General features: G+C 70.9%; 14 protein-coding genes. 13 read left to right on the plus strand and 1 reads right to left on the minus strand.

Features of this window, described 5'->3' with window-relative positions; all coding sequences use genetic code 11:
• Positions 1-83: 83 nt before the first annotated feature.
• Positions 84-899 carry a QueT transporter family protein gene (locus ACZLKG_RS02435; protein WP_425709963.1) on the minus strand — a complete coding sequence of 272 codons (816 nt, stop codon included), beginning with the start codon at positions 897-899 and terminating at the stop codon, positions 84-86.
• 581 nt (positions 900-1,480) lie between these two features.
• Here ACZLKG_RS02435 and ACZLKG_RS02440 point away from each other — a divergent pair.
• From ACZLKG_RS02440 to gdhA, 13 genes are all read left to right on the plus strand, one after another.
• Entirely contained in the window at positions 1,481-3,196 is a 1,716-nt protein-coding gene (locus ACZLKG_RS02440; RefSeq protein WP_425709964.1) for an ABC transporter ATP-binding protein, read from the plus strand.
• Positions 3,193-3,972, plus strand: a complete 780-nt coding sequence (locus ACZLKG_RS02445; protein WP_425709965.1) for an energy-coupling factor transporter transmembrane component T family protein — start codon at positions 3,193-3,195, stop codon at positions 3,970-3,972. The genes ACZLKG_RS02440 and ACZLKG_RS02445 overlap by 4 nt, the downstream gene beginning before the upstream one ends.
• A 67-nt stretch (positions 3,973-4,039) precedes the next feature.
• Positions 4,040-4,957: a nucleoside hydrolase gene (locus ACZLKG_RS02450; protein WP_463647813.1), complete on the plus strand. Its 918-nt coding sequence runs from the start codon at positions 4,040-4,042 to the stop codon at positions 4,955-4,957.
• A gap of 123 nt (positions 4,958-5,080) precedes the next feature.
• Positions 5,081-5,830, plus strand: coding sequence for an MBL fold metallo-hydrolase (locus tag ACZLKG_RS02455; RefSeq protein ID WP_463647814.1), 750 nt, complete (start codon positions 5,081-5,083; stop codon positions 5,828-5,830).
• A 120-nt stretch (positions 5,831-5,950) separates the two neighbouring features.
• Complete coding sequence (locus ACZLKG_RS02460; RefSeq protein ID WP_463647815.1) at positions 5,951-6,928, plus strand: phosphoglycerate dehydrogenase; 978 nt, start codon at positions 5,951-5,953, stop codon at positions 6,926-6,928.
• 10 nt (positions 6,929-6,938) lie between these two features.
• Positions 6,939-7,736 carry a hydroxypyruvate isomerase family protein gene (locus ACZLKG_RS02465; protein ID WP_463647816.1) on the plus strand — a complete coding sequence of 266 codons (798 nt, stop codon included), beginning with the start codon at positions 6,939-6,941 and terminating at the stop codon, positions 7,734-7,736.
• The gene (gene otnK, locus ACZLKG_RS02470; protein ID WP_463647817.1) at positions 7,733-9,781 is read left to right on the plus strand and encodes a 3-oxo-tetronate kinase; all 2,049 of its coding nucleotides are present in this window, start codon (positions 7,733-7,735) and stop codon (positions 9,779-9,781) included. The genes ACZLKG_RS02465 and otnK overlap by 4 nt, the downstream gene beginning before the upstream one ends.
• Complete coding sequence (locus tag ACZLKG_RS02475) at positions 9,774-10,442, plus strand: class II aldolase/adducin family protein (RefSeq protein WP_425709971.1); 669 nt, start codon at positions 9,774-9,776, stop codon at positions 10,440-10,442. Before otnK ends, ACZLKG_RS02475 begins: the two co-directional genes overlap by 8 nt.
• Positions 10,443-10,446: 4 nt before the next feature.
• Positions 10,447-11,166 (plus strand): substrate-binding domain-containing protein, encoded by a 720-nt coding sequence (locus tag ACZLKG_RS02480; protein ID WP_425709972.1) that lies wholly within the window; start codon positions 10,447-10,449, stop codon positions 11,164-11,166.
• Between the two features lie 89 nt (positions 11,167-11,255).
• Positions 11,256-12,041: an NAD-dependent epimerase/dehydratase family protein gene (locus tag ACZLKG_RS02485; protein WP_425710005.1), complete on the plus strand. Its 786-nt coding sequence runs from the start codon at positions 11,256-11,258 to the stop codon at positions 12,039-12,041.
• A 53-nt stretch (positions 12,042-12,094) separates the two neighbouring features.
• A complete protein-coding gene (locus tag ACZLKG_RS02490; protein ID WP_463647818.1) occupies positions 12,095-12,769 on the plus strand; it encodes a GntR family transcriptional regulator in 675 nt (224 codons plus the stop codon).
• Positions 12,770-13,245: 476 nt separating this feature from the next.
• Entirely contained in the window at positions 13,246-15,603 is a 2,358-nt protein-coding gene (gene purL / locus ACZLKG_RS02495; protein WP_463647819.1) for a phosphoribosylformylglycinamidine synthase subunit PurL, read from the plus strand.
• Between the two features lie 297 nt (positions 15,604-15,900).
• Positions 15,901-17,235: an NADP-specific glutamate dehydrogenase gene (gene gdhA, locus ACZLKG_RS02500; protein ID WP_425709975.1), complete on the plus strand. Its 1,335-nt coding sequence runs from the start codon at positions 15,901-15,903 to the stop codon at positions 17,233-17,235.
• Positions 17,236-17,401 lie beyond the last annotated feature (166 nt).

The raw sequence follows: 17,401 nt of genomic DNA on the forward strand, positions 1-17,401 counted from the left end.
TCCAACACATCCCGTGCCCCCTACCCCCCCCCCCCCCCCCCCTTCCCCCCCCCCGCCCCCGTCCCGGTCGGAGGTGGTGCCGGTCAGTGACGCCGCTGCGTCTCGTTCGCGAGCGCTTCCACCTGCTCACGGCCGCCGCACATCACCGAGCCGGCGAAGACGAGGAGGATGAACGGCAGCGGTGCGAATCTGACGAGGGTGGTGCCGGATCCGGCATCGGCGACGTACAGGAGGATGAGCATGGTCACGACGCCACCGATCGCGCCGATCGCGGTGAGGATGAAGCCCACCTTGCGGAACCGTCCGGACGAGACCTCCTCCGGCTCGAGGATGTCGGTCCACAGCAGCCCCCACTTGTGCAGCCGGGGGTAGACGATGCGGATGACGAACGGCGTGACGACGGCGGCGAGGAGCCAGCCCGGCACCAGGACGGCGATGAAGTAGAACTCTGCCGGCGCGAGGCCGAGCAGCAGGGCCACCCAGAAGGTGAGGATGAGCGCGAGAGCGCACTGACGCACCACCTGGATCGCCTGGTACCTCACCACGCGGTTCGTGCTCGTGAGGTTGAGGCCCATGTCGTTGCGGGGGCTGAGTGCGTTCCACAGTTTGTAGGCGAGGAAGCCGTTGACGAAGTTGGCGACGAAGCCGCCGATGGCCCCGGGGCTGAGGGTGCCGAAGAAGTCGCCGATGAGGTTGCCGATCGCTACACCCCAGGCCCCCGCCGGCCCGAAGAGCATGCCGAGGGCGACGGGGAGGATGTCGGCCACCCGGAGTGAGACGTGGCCGGGGATGATCGGGATGCTCTGGAACGGGATCAGCAGCGCGGCGTACATCGCAGCCGACAGAGCGACCAGCACGATCATGTTGGTGTGCCGCCACATCGTGAATATCTCTCGCATCATTGCCACTTTCGACGTCGGGATAGTGGGGGGCTCGTCGCAGCCGCGCGTCCAGCGCAGGCATCCTTGGCGCGCTCGAGGTAGATCGTATAGTATTTGAACAGGCCTGCGGGGTCAACCGTCGCGATCCGATCTGCAGCTTTACGTGGGGTGGGGAGTGCACGGCCGGATGCTTCGGGTGTGGCGCCGCATGGAGCGGGTCGAACTCACGCATGGTGCCGGCCGGCCACGACGCCCTCCTGGGTGTCGCGGCCGGCGGTCCCCCCGTCCTCGAGCTCGGCCGTCGGAGGTGCGTTCCGCGCTCGCTCATGGTGCGGCTGGCGACGCGGGTGGTCGTGTTCCGCAGGGGTTGACACGACCAGAGCTTCAAATACTATAGGATCATTCATCGGTCGGAAGCGGCAGCGTGGCCAGCTGGGTTCGAGCTCTCGTACGGGCACCGGCCGCTCGAGCTCGGAGGTAGCGACGATGCGCGAAGTGTTCACGGCATGGCGGCACACCAACCTGAAAGTGCTGATCGCCCTGTCCGCAGCACACCAGCCTCTGTCCATGACGACGCGGACGCGAGAGGAGTCTTTTCGATGACGAGTGCCACCACCACAGCCGTCGAGCTGCGGGATGTGCGGTTCACCTACCGGGGAGCGCCCGAGGAGACCTTGCGAGGGGTCGACCTCGAGGTCGAGGCGGGCGAGTTCGTCGCCGTGATGGGAGCGTCCGGCGCCGGCAAGAGCACCATCTGCCAGACGCTGAACGGGATCGTCCCCAGGCTCGCCAAGGGGTCGTTCCAGGGGACGGTCATGGTCGGAGGTGTCCTGGTGTCCGACCGGCGGATCGCCGAGATGGCCGAGGTCGTCGGACTCGGGTTCCAGGACTTCGAGGCGCAGCTCTTCTCGACCAACGCGGAGCTCGAGGTCGCCTTCGGCCTGGAGAACATGCGCATGCCCCGCGAGGAGATCCGGGAGCGCGTCGCGACCGTGCTCGAGCAGGTGGGGCTCACGGGGTACAACGACCGGCAGCCGGCCACCCTCTCCGGCGGGCAGAAGCAGCGGCTCGCGATCGCCTCGATCCTCGCCGCGCAGCCAACGGTCGTGTGCCTCGACGAGCCCACCACCGACCTCGACCCGGTCGGCAAGAACGAGGTCTTCGCGATCGCCAGGCGTCTGGCGCACTCGGGTGTGACGCTCATCGTCGTCGAGCACGAGACCACCGAGGCCCTGATGAGCGACCGCATCGCACTCGTCGACCAGGGCCGGGTCGTACGGATCGGTGCGAAGGAGGAGATCCTGCGCGAGGCGGAGCTCTTCGAGGAGCTGCGCATCATGCCGCTGCAGGTCCCACAGCTGTTCGCGCGGCTGGGCGTCGAGACGCGGCAGCGACCGCTGACGGTCGAGGAAGGGGTCGATCGGTACCGGTCCGACGGCCTCGAGCTCGACGTGGACGCCCACCGTGCGCTCCTCGCGGCGGATGCCGACCGCGCGGCGTCCTACGGCGAGGACGTCATCGTGCTGGACAACCTCTCGCACAAGTACCCCACGGGCCTGACGGCGGTGGACGGCGCGACCTTGTCCATCCGGCAGGGTGAGTTCGTCGCCCTCCTCGGTCAGAACGGCTCCGGCAAGACGACGCTGGTCAAGCACCTCAACGGGCTTCTGCAGCCGACGACCGGACGCATCTCGGTCAACGGGAAGGATGTCCGCGAGCACTCGCTGCTGAGCATCGGTAGCCACGTGGCGTACGTCTTCCAGAACCCGGACCACCAGATCTTCTCCGACACCGTGTTCGACGAGGTCTCGTTCGCCCTCCGCAAGCGGCACATGGACGACGACGAGATCAAGGTGCGTGTCGCCGAGGTGCTCGAGGCCGTCGGGATGTCCGGCCAGGAGGAAGAGGACCCGTTCTCGCTGACGAAGGGCCAGCGACAGCGAGTGGCGGTGGCTTCGGCGCTGGCGCTCCGCCCCGAGGTGCTCATCCTCGACGAGCCGACGACCGGCCTCGACTACCACGAGCAGCGCAGCATGATGGAGTTGGTCCGCCGGCTCAACGAGGAGATGGGCGCGACCATCGTCGTCGTCACCCACGCCATGTGGGTCGTGTGCGAGTACGCGCACCGCGTCGTCGTCATGAAGAATGGCTCGGTCGTCAGCGACGGCACGACGCGCGAGGTCTTCGCGCAGGAGGAACAGCTCGAAGGGATGGCGCTGGTACCGCCGCCGGTCGTCTCACTGTCCAACGAGCTCGGCCACACCGTCCTGTCGGTGGACGAGATGCTCCAGATCACCGGGGGCGGTGCGCGATGAACCTCTACCTGTACCTCGACAAGGACACGATCTTCCACCGGCTCGACCCGCGGACGAAGATGCTCGTCCTGGCAGGCCTTTTCGTGCTGGCCTTCCTGTTCATGTCACCGATCGCGAATCTGGCGCTCCTCGTTCTCGAGCTCGCGCTGGTCACGTGGTCGCGGTCCTGGCCCAACGTCCGGCGCTTCGCCGTGCTGCTCGTCATCATCATGATCGGGACGATCGTGATGTTCGGTCTCATCCAGGGCGGCGAGACACCGCTGATCGGATTCATCAAGTTGGAGGGCATCGTCCACGGTGTCTCGATCGGCCTGCGGGTCGTCTGCCTCATCATCGCCGGGCTGATGTTCCTCTCGACGACGACGAACGAGGAGCTGCTCATCGGCCTGGTGCGCATCGGCGTTCCATACCGGTTCGCCTTCGCGCTCTCGACAGCCCTCCGGCTCGTCCCCACCGTCCTCGGTACGGCGCAGATCATCATGCAGGCGCAGCGGAGCCGCGGCCTCGACATCGAGGCGGGCAACATCATCAAGCGCCTCAAGAACATGGCGCCGATCGTCATCCCCGTCTTCATCTCGACGATCCGGTCGACCCACGTCTTCTCGATGGCGCTCGAGTCGAAGGGCTTCGGCGCGTTCGAGGACCGCACGTTCCTCCTCGACCCGAGGTTCCGCGGTATCGACTGGGGCTTCGTCACAGCCATCGTCGTGCTGCTCGCAGGCGCCGTCGCGCTACGACTCATGGGGGTGGGCGCCTCCCTCTCCCCGTTCGTCTAGGCCGAGGTCGGCGAAACCCACCGAGGTGCCACCAGTCAACGTCCATGAACGACCTGAGAGGTGAGAGATGCTCATCGTAGATACCGACCCGGGGATCGACGACACCGTCGCGATCATGACGCTGCTCGCTGCGGGCACGAAGGTCGATGCCTTCGTCAGCGTGTACGGCAACGTCCCGGAGAGCCTGACGACCGCGAACATGCAGCGTGTCCTCGACCTGGCCGGCGAGACCACGGCCGCACGCTTCCGCGGAGCGACGGCGCCGATGTTCGGGGACCCGGTCACGGCGTACCACGTCCACGGCAACGACGGCCTCGGCGGCGCGCTCGAGCACACCGCGACGCGCTCGCTCGACCCCGTCGACTACCCGGCTCTCATCCGCTCGGCTACCGACCCGGTCACGATCGTTGCGCTCGGGCCCCTGACGAACGTCGCACGAGCCATCGTCGCGGCGCCGGACGTCGTCGACCGGATCGAGCGCATCGTGCTCATGGGCGGTGCGGTACTGACCTGGGGCAACACGACTCCGGCGGCGACGTTCAACCTGGTCAACGACCCGTTCGCGGCGGCGTTGGTCTACGACTCCGGCATTCCGCTGGTGCAGGCCGGGCTCGACGTGTGTCGAAAGGCGGGCGTGCCCGGTTCGCGCCTGATGGAGTTCCGAGACTCGACGACGGAGGCCGGGCAGTTCCTCTGGCGGATGTTCAACGGGCACCACATGGTCGACAAGGAGCGCGGGCTGCAGGATGACTCGAGCCTGTGGTTCAACGACGGCCCCGCGATCGCGTACCTGCTCAGGCCCGAGCTGTTCACGACGAGGCGCCTGCCCATGATGGTCGAGTCCGAGGGGCGCTTCGCCCGCGGGGCCACGTTCGCGGACTTCGACGGCGTCACAGGGCGTGCGCCCAACGCCGAGCTTCTCCTCGAGATCGACACCGAGGGGTACATCGACCTCGTGACCTCGATGCTCGCGACCTACCGATGAGGTCCGGCCCGGTGGACCCCGGCGTCGCAGCCGAGGGCCCGACGGCAGGGACGACGACGCGCACCGTGCGTCCGGCTGCCGCCCTCGTGGCGGGGGGATCCAACAGGACGAGAGGAGGCTGCCATGTATGACCTCGAACCGGTCGTCGACGGATTCCCCGGCAAGTCCTCGACCCACGGCGCCTTCGGGTGGAGCAGCGTCCACCTGCTCCGCGGCGAGGGGCGGGTGGTGCTCGTCGAGACCGGGCCACCGGCCTACGCGCCGCTGCTCGCGGCCGGGCTGGAGCGCCTGGGCCTCGGACCGGGCGACGTGACCGACGTCCTCGTCACCCACTCGCACTGGGACCACCTGGCGAACTTCCCGACCTTCGAATCGGCACGCGTGTGGATCGGCGGTCGCGAGCTCGCCTGGGCGGAGAGCCTTCCGGTCGGCACACCGCACCAGTCGAGCCTCCACGTCGCCGCGCTAACCGCTCGGCGGGGCGGCCTCGGTCTGGTCTCCGACGGCGATGAGGCGTGCGCCGGCATCGAGGTCCTCGACGTGCCGGGCCACACCCCGGGACACGTCGCCTTCTGCGTCGAGACGGGCGGCGGACCGGTGATCTTCGCCGGCGACTCCGTGAAGAACGTCTACGAGCTCACCACCGGTGAGGTCGACATGACGCTCGACGCCGAGGCGAGCTGGGCCAGCATCGAACGGCTGCGGTCCCGGATGACAGACAACGACGCGACCTTGGTCCCCGGCCACGACGTGCCGCTCCGCGTCGAGGGAGGACGCGTCGTCCGCGTACGGCCGCAAGGCGCCCAGGTGACGTTCTTCGCCTCGGCCGCGGGGCCGGAGGACCGGTCGATCTCGGACCTGCCGGACGGATGACCGCGTGACCCGCGGGCCGCCCGACCGGGCGTCCGGCAGGCCGTCCGCAGGCACGGCCGCGCCCCACGCACACGAACCCCGACCGCCAGTCGGTCGCACGATCACACAGCAGGAGAAGACATGCCACACCGTCGCGTACTGATCACCACGGGCTATCTCGGACCGGGCGACGAGATCGACGCGATGCTCACCACGGCCGGGTGCGAGGTGAGCTACTCGAGGCCGCAGGACCGCACGGACGACGGGCACCTGACGACCGCGCTCGCGCAGGCCGACGCGCTGATCGCCGGCACCGACCCGTATGGGGCGGACCTCATCGCCGAGGCGCCGTCGCTGGGGGTCATCGCGCGGACGGGAGCGGGCTACGACAACATCGACCTCGCTGCCGCCGGAGAGCGCGGAATCGTGGTGTGCTGCACGCCCGGCGCCAACAGCCGGTCTGTCGCCGAGCTCGCGATCGGGCTCGTCCTGGCGTGCGCGCGCAACATCGTCTCGTCCGCCGCGCAGGTACGGGACGGCCGGTGGGTCCAGGCCAGCGGACGACAGCTCTCCGGCTCGACGCTCGGTATCGTCGGGTTCGGTGGCATCGGGCAGGAGGTCGCCTCTCTGGCGCGCGCCTTCGGCATGCGGGTGCTCGTCCACGACCCGGTGGTGGACGAGTCGCGTGCCGCCGAGCTCGGCGTCGAGCCGCGGGACCTGGCGGAGCTCCTCGCCGAGTCCGACTTCGTCACCCTGCACCTCGGCCTGTCGCCTGCCACGCGGCACCTGATCGACGCCGATGCGCTCGCGCTGATGCGGCCGGACGCCTACCTCATCAACACCGCGCGCGGCGGCATTGTCGACGAGCGTGCGCTCGCGGGCGCCCTGGAGCGCGGCGAGCTGGCGGGGGCGGCGCTCGACGTGCTCGAGACCGAGCCCATGGCGCCGGACGACCCCCTGCGCGGCGCCCCCAACCTCGTGGTCGTCCCGCACGTCGCCGGCGCCACGACCCAGGCTCGCCGCCGGTCCGCGGAGATGGCCGCCGCGCAGGTGATCGCGCATCTCGACGGGCTCCCCGTCGAGCACGAGGTCGCCGTCCCCGCCCCTCCGACGGAATGAAAGCGGGCCGATGATGACCAACGCACACGAGCCGCGGTTCGCCGCCAACCTCAAGTGGCTCTTCACGGAGGACCCTCTCGAGGGCAGGTTCGCCGCCGCCGCGGACGAAGGTTTCGCGGGCGTCGAGCTCCCGGCTCCTGGGGGCCTGACGGCCGCGAGGACCGCCCGGCTGCTCGAGGAGAACGGGCTCGAGGCCGTCCTCCTCAACGTCGCGCAGGGCCCCTCGGGCTCACCCACCGCGGGCGGCGCCGCGTGCCTCCCGGACCACGTCGACACCTTCCGAGACCTGGTCGACGAGGGGCTGGACTTCGCCGGTGAGATCGGCTGCCGCACGGTGCACGTCGTGGGCGGTCGCATCCCGGACGGTGTCTCCCGCGACGACGCGTTCGCCCGGTACGTGCACAACATCGGCTGGGCCGCCGCGCGCGCCGAGGGGACCGGCCTGCGCATCGTGCTCGAGATGCAGAACCAGCGCGACGCACCGGGATTCGTCCTCGGGTCCCAGGCCATGGCAGCGGCCGTCGCGAAGGCCGTCGGCGGCCCGGTCGGCCTTCTCTTCGACGTCTTCCACACCCAGGTCGCCGAGGGCGACGTGACGAGGACCTTCGACGCCGTACGACCGCTCGTGCAGCACATCCAGATCGGAGACGGGCCGGGGCGGACGGAGCCCGGTACCGGGGAGCTCGACTGGCACTACGTCGTCGAGCACGTCCGGGCGTCCGGCTACACAGGATGGTTCGGGTGCGAGTTCATCCCGGCGGGAACGTCCGCCGGTGTCCTGCAGCGACTCAAGGAGGCGGTCCGATGACACGCGACGAACGCACGGTGGCACTCATCAGCGCGACACCGGTGGCGATCCCGCCCGCGACCGACGCGCTCGCCGAGGCACTGCCCGACGCGACGGTCTGGAACCTGCTCGACGAACGGCTGCTCGCCGACGCCGCAGACGCCGGTGAGCTGACCGAGCCGCTCCGGGAGCGCATGGTCAGGCTTATCGCGCACGCCGTCGACGGCGGCGCCGACGCCGTGCTGCTCACCTGCTCGATGTACGGCACGGTGGCCGAGGGGACCGTCGCGGACATCCCGGTGCTCGCCCCGGACGGTCCGGCCTTCGAGGAGGCCGCGACCGGCGGGTACGGCACCGTGCTGGTGGTCGCCTCCCTGGAGTCGGCGCTCGCCGACTCCGTGCAGCGGTTCACCGAGGCGGTGTCCGACGCCGGCACCGAGGTCGACGTGCGCGGCCTCGCAGTGCCCGCCGCCCTCGCGGCGGCCAAGGCCGACGACCCGTCCGCGCTGGCGACGGTGCTGATCGACGCGTGCCGGCCGTTCGTCGACGGCGAGGCCGGCGTGGACGCTGTCCTGCTCGCGCAGTACTCGCTCTCACCGGCGCAGGCCCAGCTCGCCGAGGCGCTCGGGGTCACCGTGATCTCCGGCCCGAGCAGCGCGGCCGCGACCCTGCGGGACGCGCTCGCCGGGCTCTCCGCCTCCGGGCTCTCCGCGGACGAGCCCGGGGCACGCTCGGCGGACGCCCGGGGAGGACCCGCCGAGGACAGGCTCGACACCCGCTCCACGGACGCGCCGCTGGGCGCGATCGCCGACGACTACACCGGCGGCACCGACCTCGCTCTGGCCTGGCGTCGTGCGGGGCTGCGGACCCTGCTCTTCTTCGGACCGCCGCCGCGGAACATCGACCTGCCGGAGCACGACGCGATCGTCGTCGCGCTGAAGTCCCGGACGGCGCCGGTCTTCGAGGCGGTGGAGGAGAGCCTCCGGGCGGGCGAGTGGCTCCGGGCCCAAGGAGCGCGGCAGCTCTACCTCAAGTACTGCTCCACGTTCGACTCCACCCCGCAGGGCAACATCGGCCCCGTCCTCGACGCGCTCGCGGACGCCGTGGGGGCAGGTGTCGTCGTCACCACGCCCAGCTCGCCCGAGCACGCCCGCACGGTCTACGCGGGGCAGCTCTTCGTCGACGACGTCCTGCTCGCCGAGACGCACATGGCGAACCATCCGCTCACGCCGATGACGGACTCCTACCTCCCCCGCGTCCTGCAGGCGCAGAGCGGGCGGTCGGTGGGTACGCTCCCGCTCGCGACGATCCGCCAGGGCACACCGGCGGTCCGCGCCGCGATCACCGAGCCGGCTGGCGGCGGGTCGAGGCATGTCCTGGCCGACGCCGTCGAGGCCCATGACCTCCGCGTCCTCGCGGAGTCCGTCGCCGACCAGCCGCTCGTCGCCGGTGCGGCCGGCCTCGGCGGTGCGATGGCCGAGCTCCGGACCGCCGCCACGTCCTCCGACGAGGCGACGGCGCCGGACCCTGTCGGCGACGGACGGGCCGCGGTCCTGGCCGGCAGCTGCTCCGCGCGGACCCTAGCGCAGATCGCCGATCTGCAGCGCCGCGGTCACCCGACCTACCGGGTCGACGCCCTCACGGCGGACGACCCGGCGGTGCTGGCGGACGGCGCGCTGGCCTGGGCGGACGCCCTTCCCGATGGCCCGGCACCACTCATCTACACGTCACTGCCCGCGGATGAGCTCCGCGAGGTGCAGTCGCGGCTCGGCACCGCGGAGTCGGCCGCGCTCCTCGAGGGTGCGCTGTCCCGCATCGCCGTCGGACTGGTGGACCGCGGGGTCCGGCGACTCGTCTCGGCCGGCGGAGAGACGTCCGGGGCGATCGTCCACGCGCTCGAGGTCGCGGGCGCCGCCGTCGGGGGCGAGGTCTCGACCGGGGTGCCGTGGATCTACGCGATCGGCGCCGAACCACTCGCGCTGCTCCTGAAGTCCGGGAACTTCGGCGATGTCGCGATGTTCTCCCGCGCGGTGGACGTCGACCAGGGATGGGGCACGCATGAGTAGCCGCACGGTGAGCGAGGGCAGCGAGGACGAGGCTCGCGACGAGGTGGTCGCGGCCGCTCGTGCCGTGGCCGCCCGCGGGCTCAGCCACGGCAGCACGGGCAACGTGTCCGTCCGTCACGGGGAGCGGATCATCGTCACCCCGACCCGCAGCAGCCTCTCGACGGTGGAGGCCTCAGAGCTCGCCGTCGTCGATCTCGACGGGCGACCGCTCACGGATGCGCGCCCCTCCAAGGAGGCGTTCCTCCACGCCGCCGTCTATCGAGGCCGTCCCACGGCGGGAGCGGTGGTCCACACGCACTCGCTCCACGCGACGGCGGTCTCCTGCCTCGGCGGGCTGGACCCCGACGACGCGATGGCGCCGTTGACTGCGTACTACGCGATGCGCGTCGTGGCGCTGCCGCTGGTCGACTACTTCGCCCCGGGCGACGAGCGTCTGGCCGATCGTGCGGGTGAGGTCGCGCGCGGCGACGCGTGCATGCTGCTGCGCAACCACGGTCCGGTCGTCGCGGCGGACCGTGCGCTCGCTGCCGTCGACGTCGCCGAGGAGATCGAGCACATGGCCCGGATCGTCCTGCTCGTCGGCGCTCGCGAGACGTCGCCACTGACGCAGGACGAACGGGAGCGCCTGTATGCGAACAACCAACGTGGAGAGAGGACGTAACACCGTGGAATCGACGCAGGTGACGCTGTTCAGCGGGCTCGCGGTCCGCGACATCCTTGAGGACACCGTCCTTCCGGCCTTCACCCGGGCCAGCGGCCACGAGGTCGCCCCCACCTACGAGCCGACGAAGGTGCTCACCGGCCTCATCGCCGACGGCGAGCGGCCCGACCTGGTGCTCGGCGTGGGCGGTGCGCTCGAGAAGCTGGCGGCCGACGGGATCCTCGACCGGCCCGGCCTGACCCCGCTCGTGCGGTCCGGGATCGGTGTGGCGACCGCACCGGGTGCCCAGCCCCCCGAGGTGGGGACGATCGACGAGCTCGTGACTGCCATCCGCTCGGCACGATCGGTCGCCTACTCGCGCACGGGCGCGAGCGGCGAGCACTTCGCCGCCCTGCTCGACCGGTTCGGGATCGCCGACGAGGTCAACGCGACCGCCACGGTCGTGGAGAAGGGGTTTACGGCAGAGGCGCTGTACGACGGGCGGGCCGACCTCGCCGTCCAGCAGGTCATCGAGCTGGCCTCGGTCGGCGGCGGCCACCAGATCCGCCCGCTGCCGACGGACGCCCAGCATCATGTCGACCTGTGGCTCGGGCATGCACCGAACGCGTCGGTGCCCGCCCGCGCGCTGTACGACTTCCTCGTCTCGACGGTGGCCGCGGACGCCTACCGGGCGGCCGGACTCGAGGTGTCCGTACCCGGCGGCGGCACCGTTCCGATGTCGTGAACCACGGGATGGCCCGGCCCATCCGTCCGGACCTCCCGCTCACGTCAGCACTCGACCAACCCCCTGACCCGCCGAATCGCGAGGACTCAATGACTGCATTACTTCTCACCGGAGCATCGGGCCGGATGGCCGCTGCACTTCGCCCCGCGCTCCGAGAACTCTACGACGAGGTTCGACTCTTCTCTCGGTCCGAGATCGATGACGTGGCCGACGGCGAGACGCTCGTGCGAGGCACGCTGGAGGACCTGGCGGCGCTCAGGCAGGCGTCCGCCGGAGTGGACGCGGTGGTCCATCTCGGTGGTCGCGCGGACGAGGCCGAGTTCGCCGCCATCCTCTCCGCGAACATCCTCGGTACGTACAATGTGTTCGAGGCCGCACATGAATCTGGGGTCGGACGCGTGGTGTACGCGAGCTCCCACCACGTCACGGGATTTCATTCCGCCGACGAGATGGTCAGCGTCGACTCGGACGTCCGGCCGGACACCTACTACGGCGTGAGCAAGGTGTTCGGGGAGGCGATCGGGCGGCTGTACCACGACAAGTGGGGGCTCGAGGTGGTGTGCCTCCGTATCGGTGTCTGCCGCGCGGAGCCGGAGAACTCCGACCAGCTCCGCACGTGGTTGAGCGTGCCGGACAGTGTTCGCTTGGTCCGGGCAGCACTGAGCCACGACCTTCCGGGTGGTTTCGCCACCGTGTACGGGGTCTCGGACAATTCCACTCGATTCTGGGACGCGTCCGGCGGTGAGACGATCGGATTCATGCCCGAGGACAGCGCCGACGAATTCGCTGACAGGTTCGGTGGTCATCAGGAATTCTCCACCGCCCATCAGGGTGCAGCATTCACAGCGCCCGATTATCGTGGGGGGATATGGTGACAGGCCGGATCGAAGACGCCCGGGTGCCGCCGTCGCGACGGCGGTCGACCCGCGTGCCTCTCGCGGACAAGGTGCACGACATCCTGCTCGTGCAGTTCATGAACGGCATGCGACCTCCGGGGCAGCGGCTCAACATCGAGAAGCTCTCGCGCGAGCTCGACCTCAGCCCGACCCCGGTGCGGGAGGCGCTCGCGCGCCTGGAGCACACGGGTTTCGTCCGTCGGGAGGCGCTGCGCGGGTACGAGGTGGCCCCGCTGCTCACTCCCAAGGAGATCGTTCAGCTGATGGACGCGAGGCTCCTCATCGAGCCGACGCTCGCCGCAGAGGCCACCCCCCGCAGCACCCCGGAGTTCCTCGCCGAGCTGGACGAGACGATCGCGGTGATGGAGCGGGTGGGGGCGGCGGCCGACGGCGAGGCGCTCCGCCAGTGCTGGCTCGCCGACGAGGCCTTCCATGCGCTCATCAGCAAGCAGGCGGGCAACCCGTTCACCGAGCGCGCCTACCAGGCGCTGGGCGGACAGCTTCAGAGGTTCCGGCTGATCGGAGAGGCGGGTGTGTCGCACGCGCACCGGGCGGCCCGGGAGCACCGGCGGCTCTTCGAGGCGCTCAGCGCGGCCGATGCCGAGCAGGCGGCGAACCGGATGCGGGAGCACATCGAGAGCGCGAAGAACCGCACCCTCGACGACGAGCGGGCTGCCCAGGATGCGAAGCAGGCCGCGCGCGACTGACGTTCGCCCGATGGGATCGAGACGAAGCCGGCGGCCGTCGTCGGACATGGACGGACCGCGCCCGATGACGACGGCTAGTCCTAGCGCTCAGTCAGTCAGGTAACCACCGAGGCAGTGCCCCGCGTCGATTGACTCGGTGGTTACGTGACTGGCTCGGCGCTCGTGCTGCGCGGTGGGAGACATCTGACCGCGCGGGAGGGGGCGCACGGGACCCGGGTAATGGCGGCGGAGCTCGCTGCAGGCAGCCGTTCGGACCCCTGGGCAGCCGCGCCGACCTCTCGGCAGCCGCGCCGCCCCTCTCGGCAGCCGCGCCGACCCTCTCGGCGGCCCGTGGCGCGGACGGGATCGGGCCCCGCCGGACGCCCCGGGTAGATTCGGCACCAGCCCAGGCACCGGTGGCGCCTGCGCCCGCACGAACGGCGCGCAGCCACCGGGCCGACCACCAGCCCAGCCCGCGAGTCCGTGAGGTCGCCCGCATGTCCGCAGATTCACCAGCATCCGCCGCAGCGCCGAGCGCCCCGCAGCACGACGCCGCGCCGAGCGCCCCGCGCCACGACGAGACCGTCGACGACGCCGCCGCGACCCCCGACACCCCGATGCCCTACGCGGAGCTCGGCCTCACGGCCGACGAGTATGCCCGCATCACCGACCTCCTCGGCCGCCGCCCCACCTCGGCCGAGCTCGCCATGTACTCCGTCATGTGGTCGGAGCACTGCAGCTACAAGTCCTCCAAGCGGCACCTGCGCCAGTTCGGCGACAAGACGACCGACGCCATGAAGCAGAACCTCCTCGTCGGCATCGGCGAGAACGCGGGCGTCGTCGACGTCGGAGACGGCTGGGCCGTCACCTTCAAGGTCGAGTCCCACAACCACCCCAGCTACGTGGAGCCGTTCCAGGGCGCGGCGACCGGCGTCGGCGGCATCGTGCGGGACATCATCGCCATGGGCGCCCGCCCGATCGCGGTGATGGACCAGCTCCGGTTCGGGGCGCCCGACCACCCGGACACGAGCCGCGTGGCGCACGGCGTCGTGGCGGGCATCAGCTCCTACGGCAACAGCCTGGGCCTGCCCAACATCGGCGGCGAGCTCGACCTGGACCCCGTCTACCAGGGCAACCCGCTCGTCAACGCCCTGGCGATCGGCGTGCTGCGCCACGAGGACATCCACCTGGCCAACGCGTCCGGCGCCGGCAACAAGGTCGTCCTGTTCGGCGCGCGCACCGGCGGCGACGGCATCGGCGGCGCCTCCATCCTCGCGTCGGAGACGTTCGACGAGGGCGGCCCGGTCAAGCGCCCGTCGGTGCAGGTCGGTGATCCCTTCATGGAGAAGGTCCTCATCGAGTGCTGCCTGGAGCTGTTCGGCAAGAACCTCGTCGAGGGCATCCAGGACCTGGGCGCCGCCGGCATCTCCTGCGCCACCTCGGAGCTGGCCTCCAACGGCGACGGCGGCATGCACGTCGACCTGGAGACTGTCCTGCTGCGCGACCCCAGCCTCACTGCCGGCGAGATCCTCATGAGCGAGTCGCAGGAGCGGATGATGGCTGTCGTCGCGCCCGAGCGGCTCGAGGAGTTCCTCGCCGTCACCGAGCGCTGGGAGGTCGAGACCTCCGTCATCGGCGAGGTCACCGGCACCGGCCGCCTGACGATCGACCACCACGGGCGCCGGATCGTCGACGTCGAACCCCGCACCGTCGCCCACGACGGCCCCGTCTACGACCGCCCCTACGCCCGCCCGGCGTGGCTCGACCCGATCGTCGCGAGCTCGGCGGCCGACCTCGAGCGACCCACCGACCCGGAGCGGCTCGCTGCCCAGATCCGAGAGGTCGCCTCCGACCCCAACCAGGCGCACAAGGGCTGGGTCACCGACCAGTACGACCGGTTCGTCCAGGGCCGCACGGCCCTCGCCCAGCCCGACGACGCCGGCGTCCTGCGCATCGACGAGGACACCGACCGCGGGGTGGCGCTGGCGACCGACGCCAACCACCGATACGCCTTCCTCGACCCGCGCGCCGGCGCCGCCCAGGCGCTCGTCGAGGCGGCGCGCAACGTCGCGACCGTCGGCGCCCGCCCGCTCGCGGTCACCGACTGCCTCAATCTCGGCAACCCCGAGGACCCGGGCGCGATGTGGCAGCTCGTCGAGACGATCACCGGGCTCGCGGACGCCTGCCAGGAGTACGGCATCCCCGTCACCGGCGGCAACGTCTCGCTCTACAACTCCACGGGCGAGCCGGGCACGGCGTCGTCGTCGATCCATCCCACCCCGGTGGTGGGCGTGCTGGGACTGCACGACGACGTCACCCGCGCCACGCCGTCGGGCTGGCGGGGTGCGGGGGAGACGATCGTCCTGCTCGGCGCCACCGCGCTCGAGCTCGACGGGTCCGCCTGGGCGCAGACCGTGCACGGCCACCTGGGCGGGACGCCGCCGCGCGTCGACGTCGCGCAGGAGAAGGCGCTGGTGGAGACCCTGCTCGCGATCCACGGCGAGCGGCTCGCCACGGCCGCCCACGACCTCGCCACCGGCGGGCTGGCCCAGGCGCTCGTCGACGCGACCACGAGGTACGGCGTCGGGGCCGAGATCGATCTCACGGGCGTGACCGACCGGGACGGCATCGACCTTCCGACGGCGCTGTTCAGCGAGACGCAGGCCCGGACGATCGTGGCCTGCGCGCCGGCGGACGTCGACCGCATCACGGCGCTGGCCGCCGCCCAGGGCGTACCCTGCGCGACGATCGGTTCCACCGGCGGCGGGTCCCTCGCCGTCGGGGGCGTGACCGGGATCGACGTGGCCGCGCTCGCCGAGGCGTCGGCCGCGGTGCTGCCCGCACTGTGGGACTGAGCACGGTCCCGGGCCTGAAACGAGGATCGTGTGGCGGACCGAGACGAACATTTGGCACGATCCTGAGACAATTGTGAGCAGTGCCGGGTGCGTCCCGGGCCGCCGCGGTCGACGCGGGGCGTCATGCCCCGTGCGCCGCGCCGGTGAGGCCGCGGGCGACCTTGCCCCGCGCACCGGGCGGGCCCGGCCCGCCACGCACGACCGCACCATCCATGACCGCACCACGCGCGAGCACCCCTCGGGCGAGAACCAAGGACCATCCGCCCGGCGTGAGCCGGGCCCGACGTCAGGAGCCGCATGATCGACGAGCTGCAGGCGGTGTACGACGAGGTCGTCACCCGCGACCCGGGCCAGCCCGAGTTCCACCAGGCCGTGCACGAGGTGCTCGGCACGATCGGCGACGTGGCGCTCAAGCCGAAGTACGAGGGGCAGGCGATCCTGCGCCGCCTCATCGAGCCGGACCGCCAGATCATGTTCCGCGTCCCCTGGGTCGACGACGCCGGCCGGACGCAGGTCAACCGCGGCTACCGCGTGGAGTTCTCCTCCGCGCTGGGCCCGTACAAGGGCGGCCTGCGGTTCCACCCGTCGGTCAACCTCGGCGTCATCAAGTTCCTCGGCTTCGAGCAGATCTTCAAGAACGCGCTCACCGGTCAGGGCATCGGCGGCGGCAAGGGCGGCTCGGACTTCGACCCGCACGGGAAGTCCGACGGCGAGGTCATGCGCTTCTGCCAGTCCTTCATGACCGAGCTCTACCGCCACATCGGCGAGTACACCGACGTCCCCGCCGGCGACATCGGCGTGGGCGGCCGCGAGATCGGCTACATGTTCGGCCAGTACAAGCGCATCACCAACCGCTTCGAGGCCGGCGTGCTCACCGGCAAGGGCACCGGCTGGGGCGGCTCGTTCGGCCGCACCGAGGCCACCGGCTACGGCACGGTCTTCTTCACCGACCGCATGCTGCGCCGCGCGGGCAAGCAGCTCGACGGGCAGCGCGTCGTGGTCTCCGGCTCCGGCAACGTGGCGATCTACGCGATCCAGAAGGCCCAGCAGCTGGGCGCGCACGTGGTGGCGTTCTCCGACTCCTCGGGCTACGTGCTCGACGAGCAGGGGGTCGACGTCGAGCTGCTGAGCGAGATCAAGGAGGTCCGGCGCGGCCGCGTGTCGGACTACGTCGAGGCCCGTCCCGGGGCGGAGCTGCGGACCGAGGGCTCGGTGTGGGACGTGCCGTGCACGATCGCGCTGCCCTGCGCCACGCAGAACGAGCTCGACGAGCACCACGCCCGCACCCTCGTCGACAACGGGGTCATCGCCGTGGCCGAGGGCGCGAACATGCCCACGACGCCGGAGGCCGTCGAGGTCTTCCAGGCCGCCGGGACGGCGTTCGGTCCGGGCAAGGCCGCGAACGCGGGCGGGGTCGCGACGTCGGCGCTGGAGATGCAGCAGAACGCCTCGCGCGAGCAGTGGGGCTTCGACAAGACCGTCGCCAAGCTCGAGGTCGTCATGACGCACATCCACGACACCGTGGCGCGGACCGCCGAGATCCACAACGCGCCCGGCAACTACGTCCTGGGTGCGAACGTGGCCGGCTACGCCAAGGTGGCAGACGCGCTGCTCGCGCACGGGGTCGTCTGACGGGACGGGGTTGTCTGGCGGCTCATCGACGTCCTCGAGCGTGCGGTTCGGAGTGGGCGAGTGTGCGGTGTGACGGTGTCGAGCGTGCGGTTCACCCCGTGCGGACCGCACGCTGGAGGGTCGAGAACCGCAAGCTGGAGGGTCGAGAACCGCACGCCCGAGGGGC

This window comes from Georgenia sp. Z2081, from assembly GCF_055326445.1.

Excerpts from the sequence above, each read along its gene's own strand:
- ACZLKG_RS02435 (WP_425709963.1), bottom strand. The coding sequence starts at position 899 with ATGCGAGAGATATTCACGATGTGGCGGCACACCAACATGATCGTGCTG.
- ACZLKG_RS02440 (WP_425709964.1), top strand. The coding sequence starts at position 1,481 with ATGACGAGTGCCACCACCACAGCCGTCGAGCTGCGGGATGTGCGGTTC.
- ACZLKG_RS02445 (WP_425709965.1), top strand. The coding sequence starts at position 3,193 with ATGAACCTCTACCTGTACCTCGACAAGGACACGATCTTCCACCGGCTC.
- ACZLKG_RS02450 (WP_463647813.1), top strand. The coding sequence starts at position 4,040 with ATGCTCATCGTAGATACCGACCCGGGGATCGACGACACCGTCGCGATC.
- ACZLKG_RS02455 (WP_463647814.1), top strand. The coding sequence starts at position 5,081 with ATGTATGACCTCGAACCGGTCGTCGACGGATTCCCCGGCAAGTCCTCG.
- ACZLKG_RS02460 (WP_463647815.1), top strand. The coding sequence starts at position 5,951 with ATGCCACACCGTCGCGTACTGATCACCACGGGCTATCTCGGACCGGGC.
- ACZLKG_RS02465 (WP_463647816.1), top strand. The coding sequence starts at position 6,939 with ATGATGACCAACGCACACGAGCCGCGGTTCGCCGCCAACCTCAAGTGG.
- otnK (WP_463647817.1), top strand. The coding sequence starts at position 7,733 with ATGACACGCGACGAACGCACGGTGGCACTCATCAGCGCGACACCGGTG.
- ACZLKG_RS02475 (WP_425709971.1), top strand. The coding sequence starts at position 9,774 with ATGAGTAGCCGCACGGTGAGCGAGGGCAGCGAGGACGAGGCTCGCGAC.
- ACZLKG_RS02485 (WP_425710005.1), top strand. The coding sequence starts at position 11,256 with ATGACTGCATTACTTCTCACCGGAGCATCGGGCCGGATGGCCGCTGCA.
- purL (WP_463647819.1), top strand. The coding sequence starts at position 13,246 with ATGTCCGCAGATTCACCAGCATCCGCCGCAGCGCCGAGCGCCCCGCAG.
- gdhA (WP_425709975.1), top strand. The coding sequence starts at position 15,901 with ATGATCGACGAGCTGCAGGCGGTGTACGACGAGGTCGTCACCCGCGAC.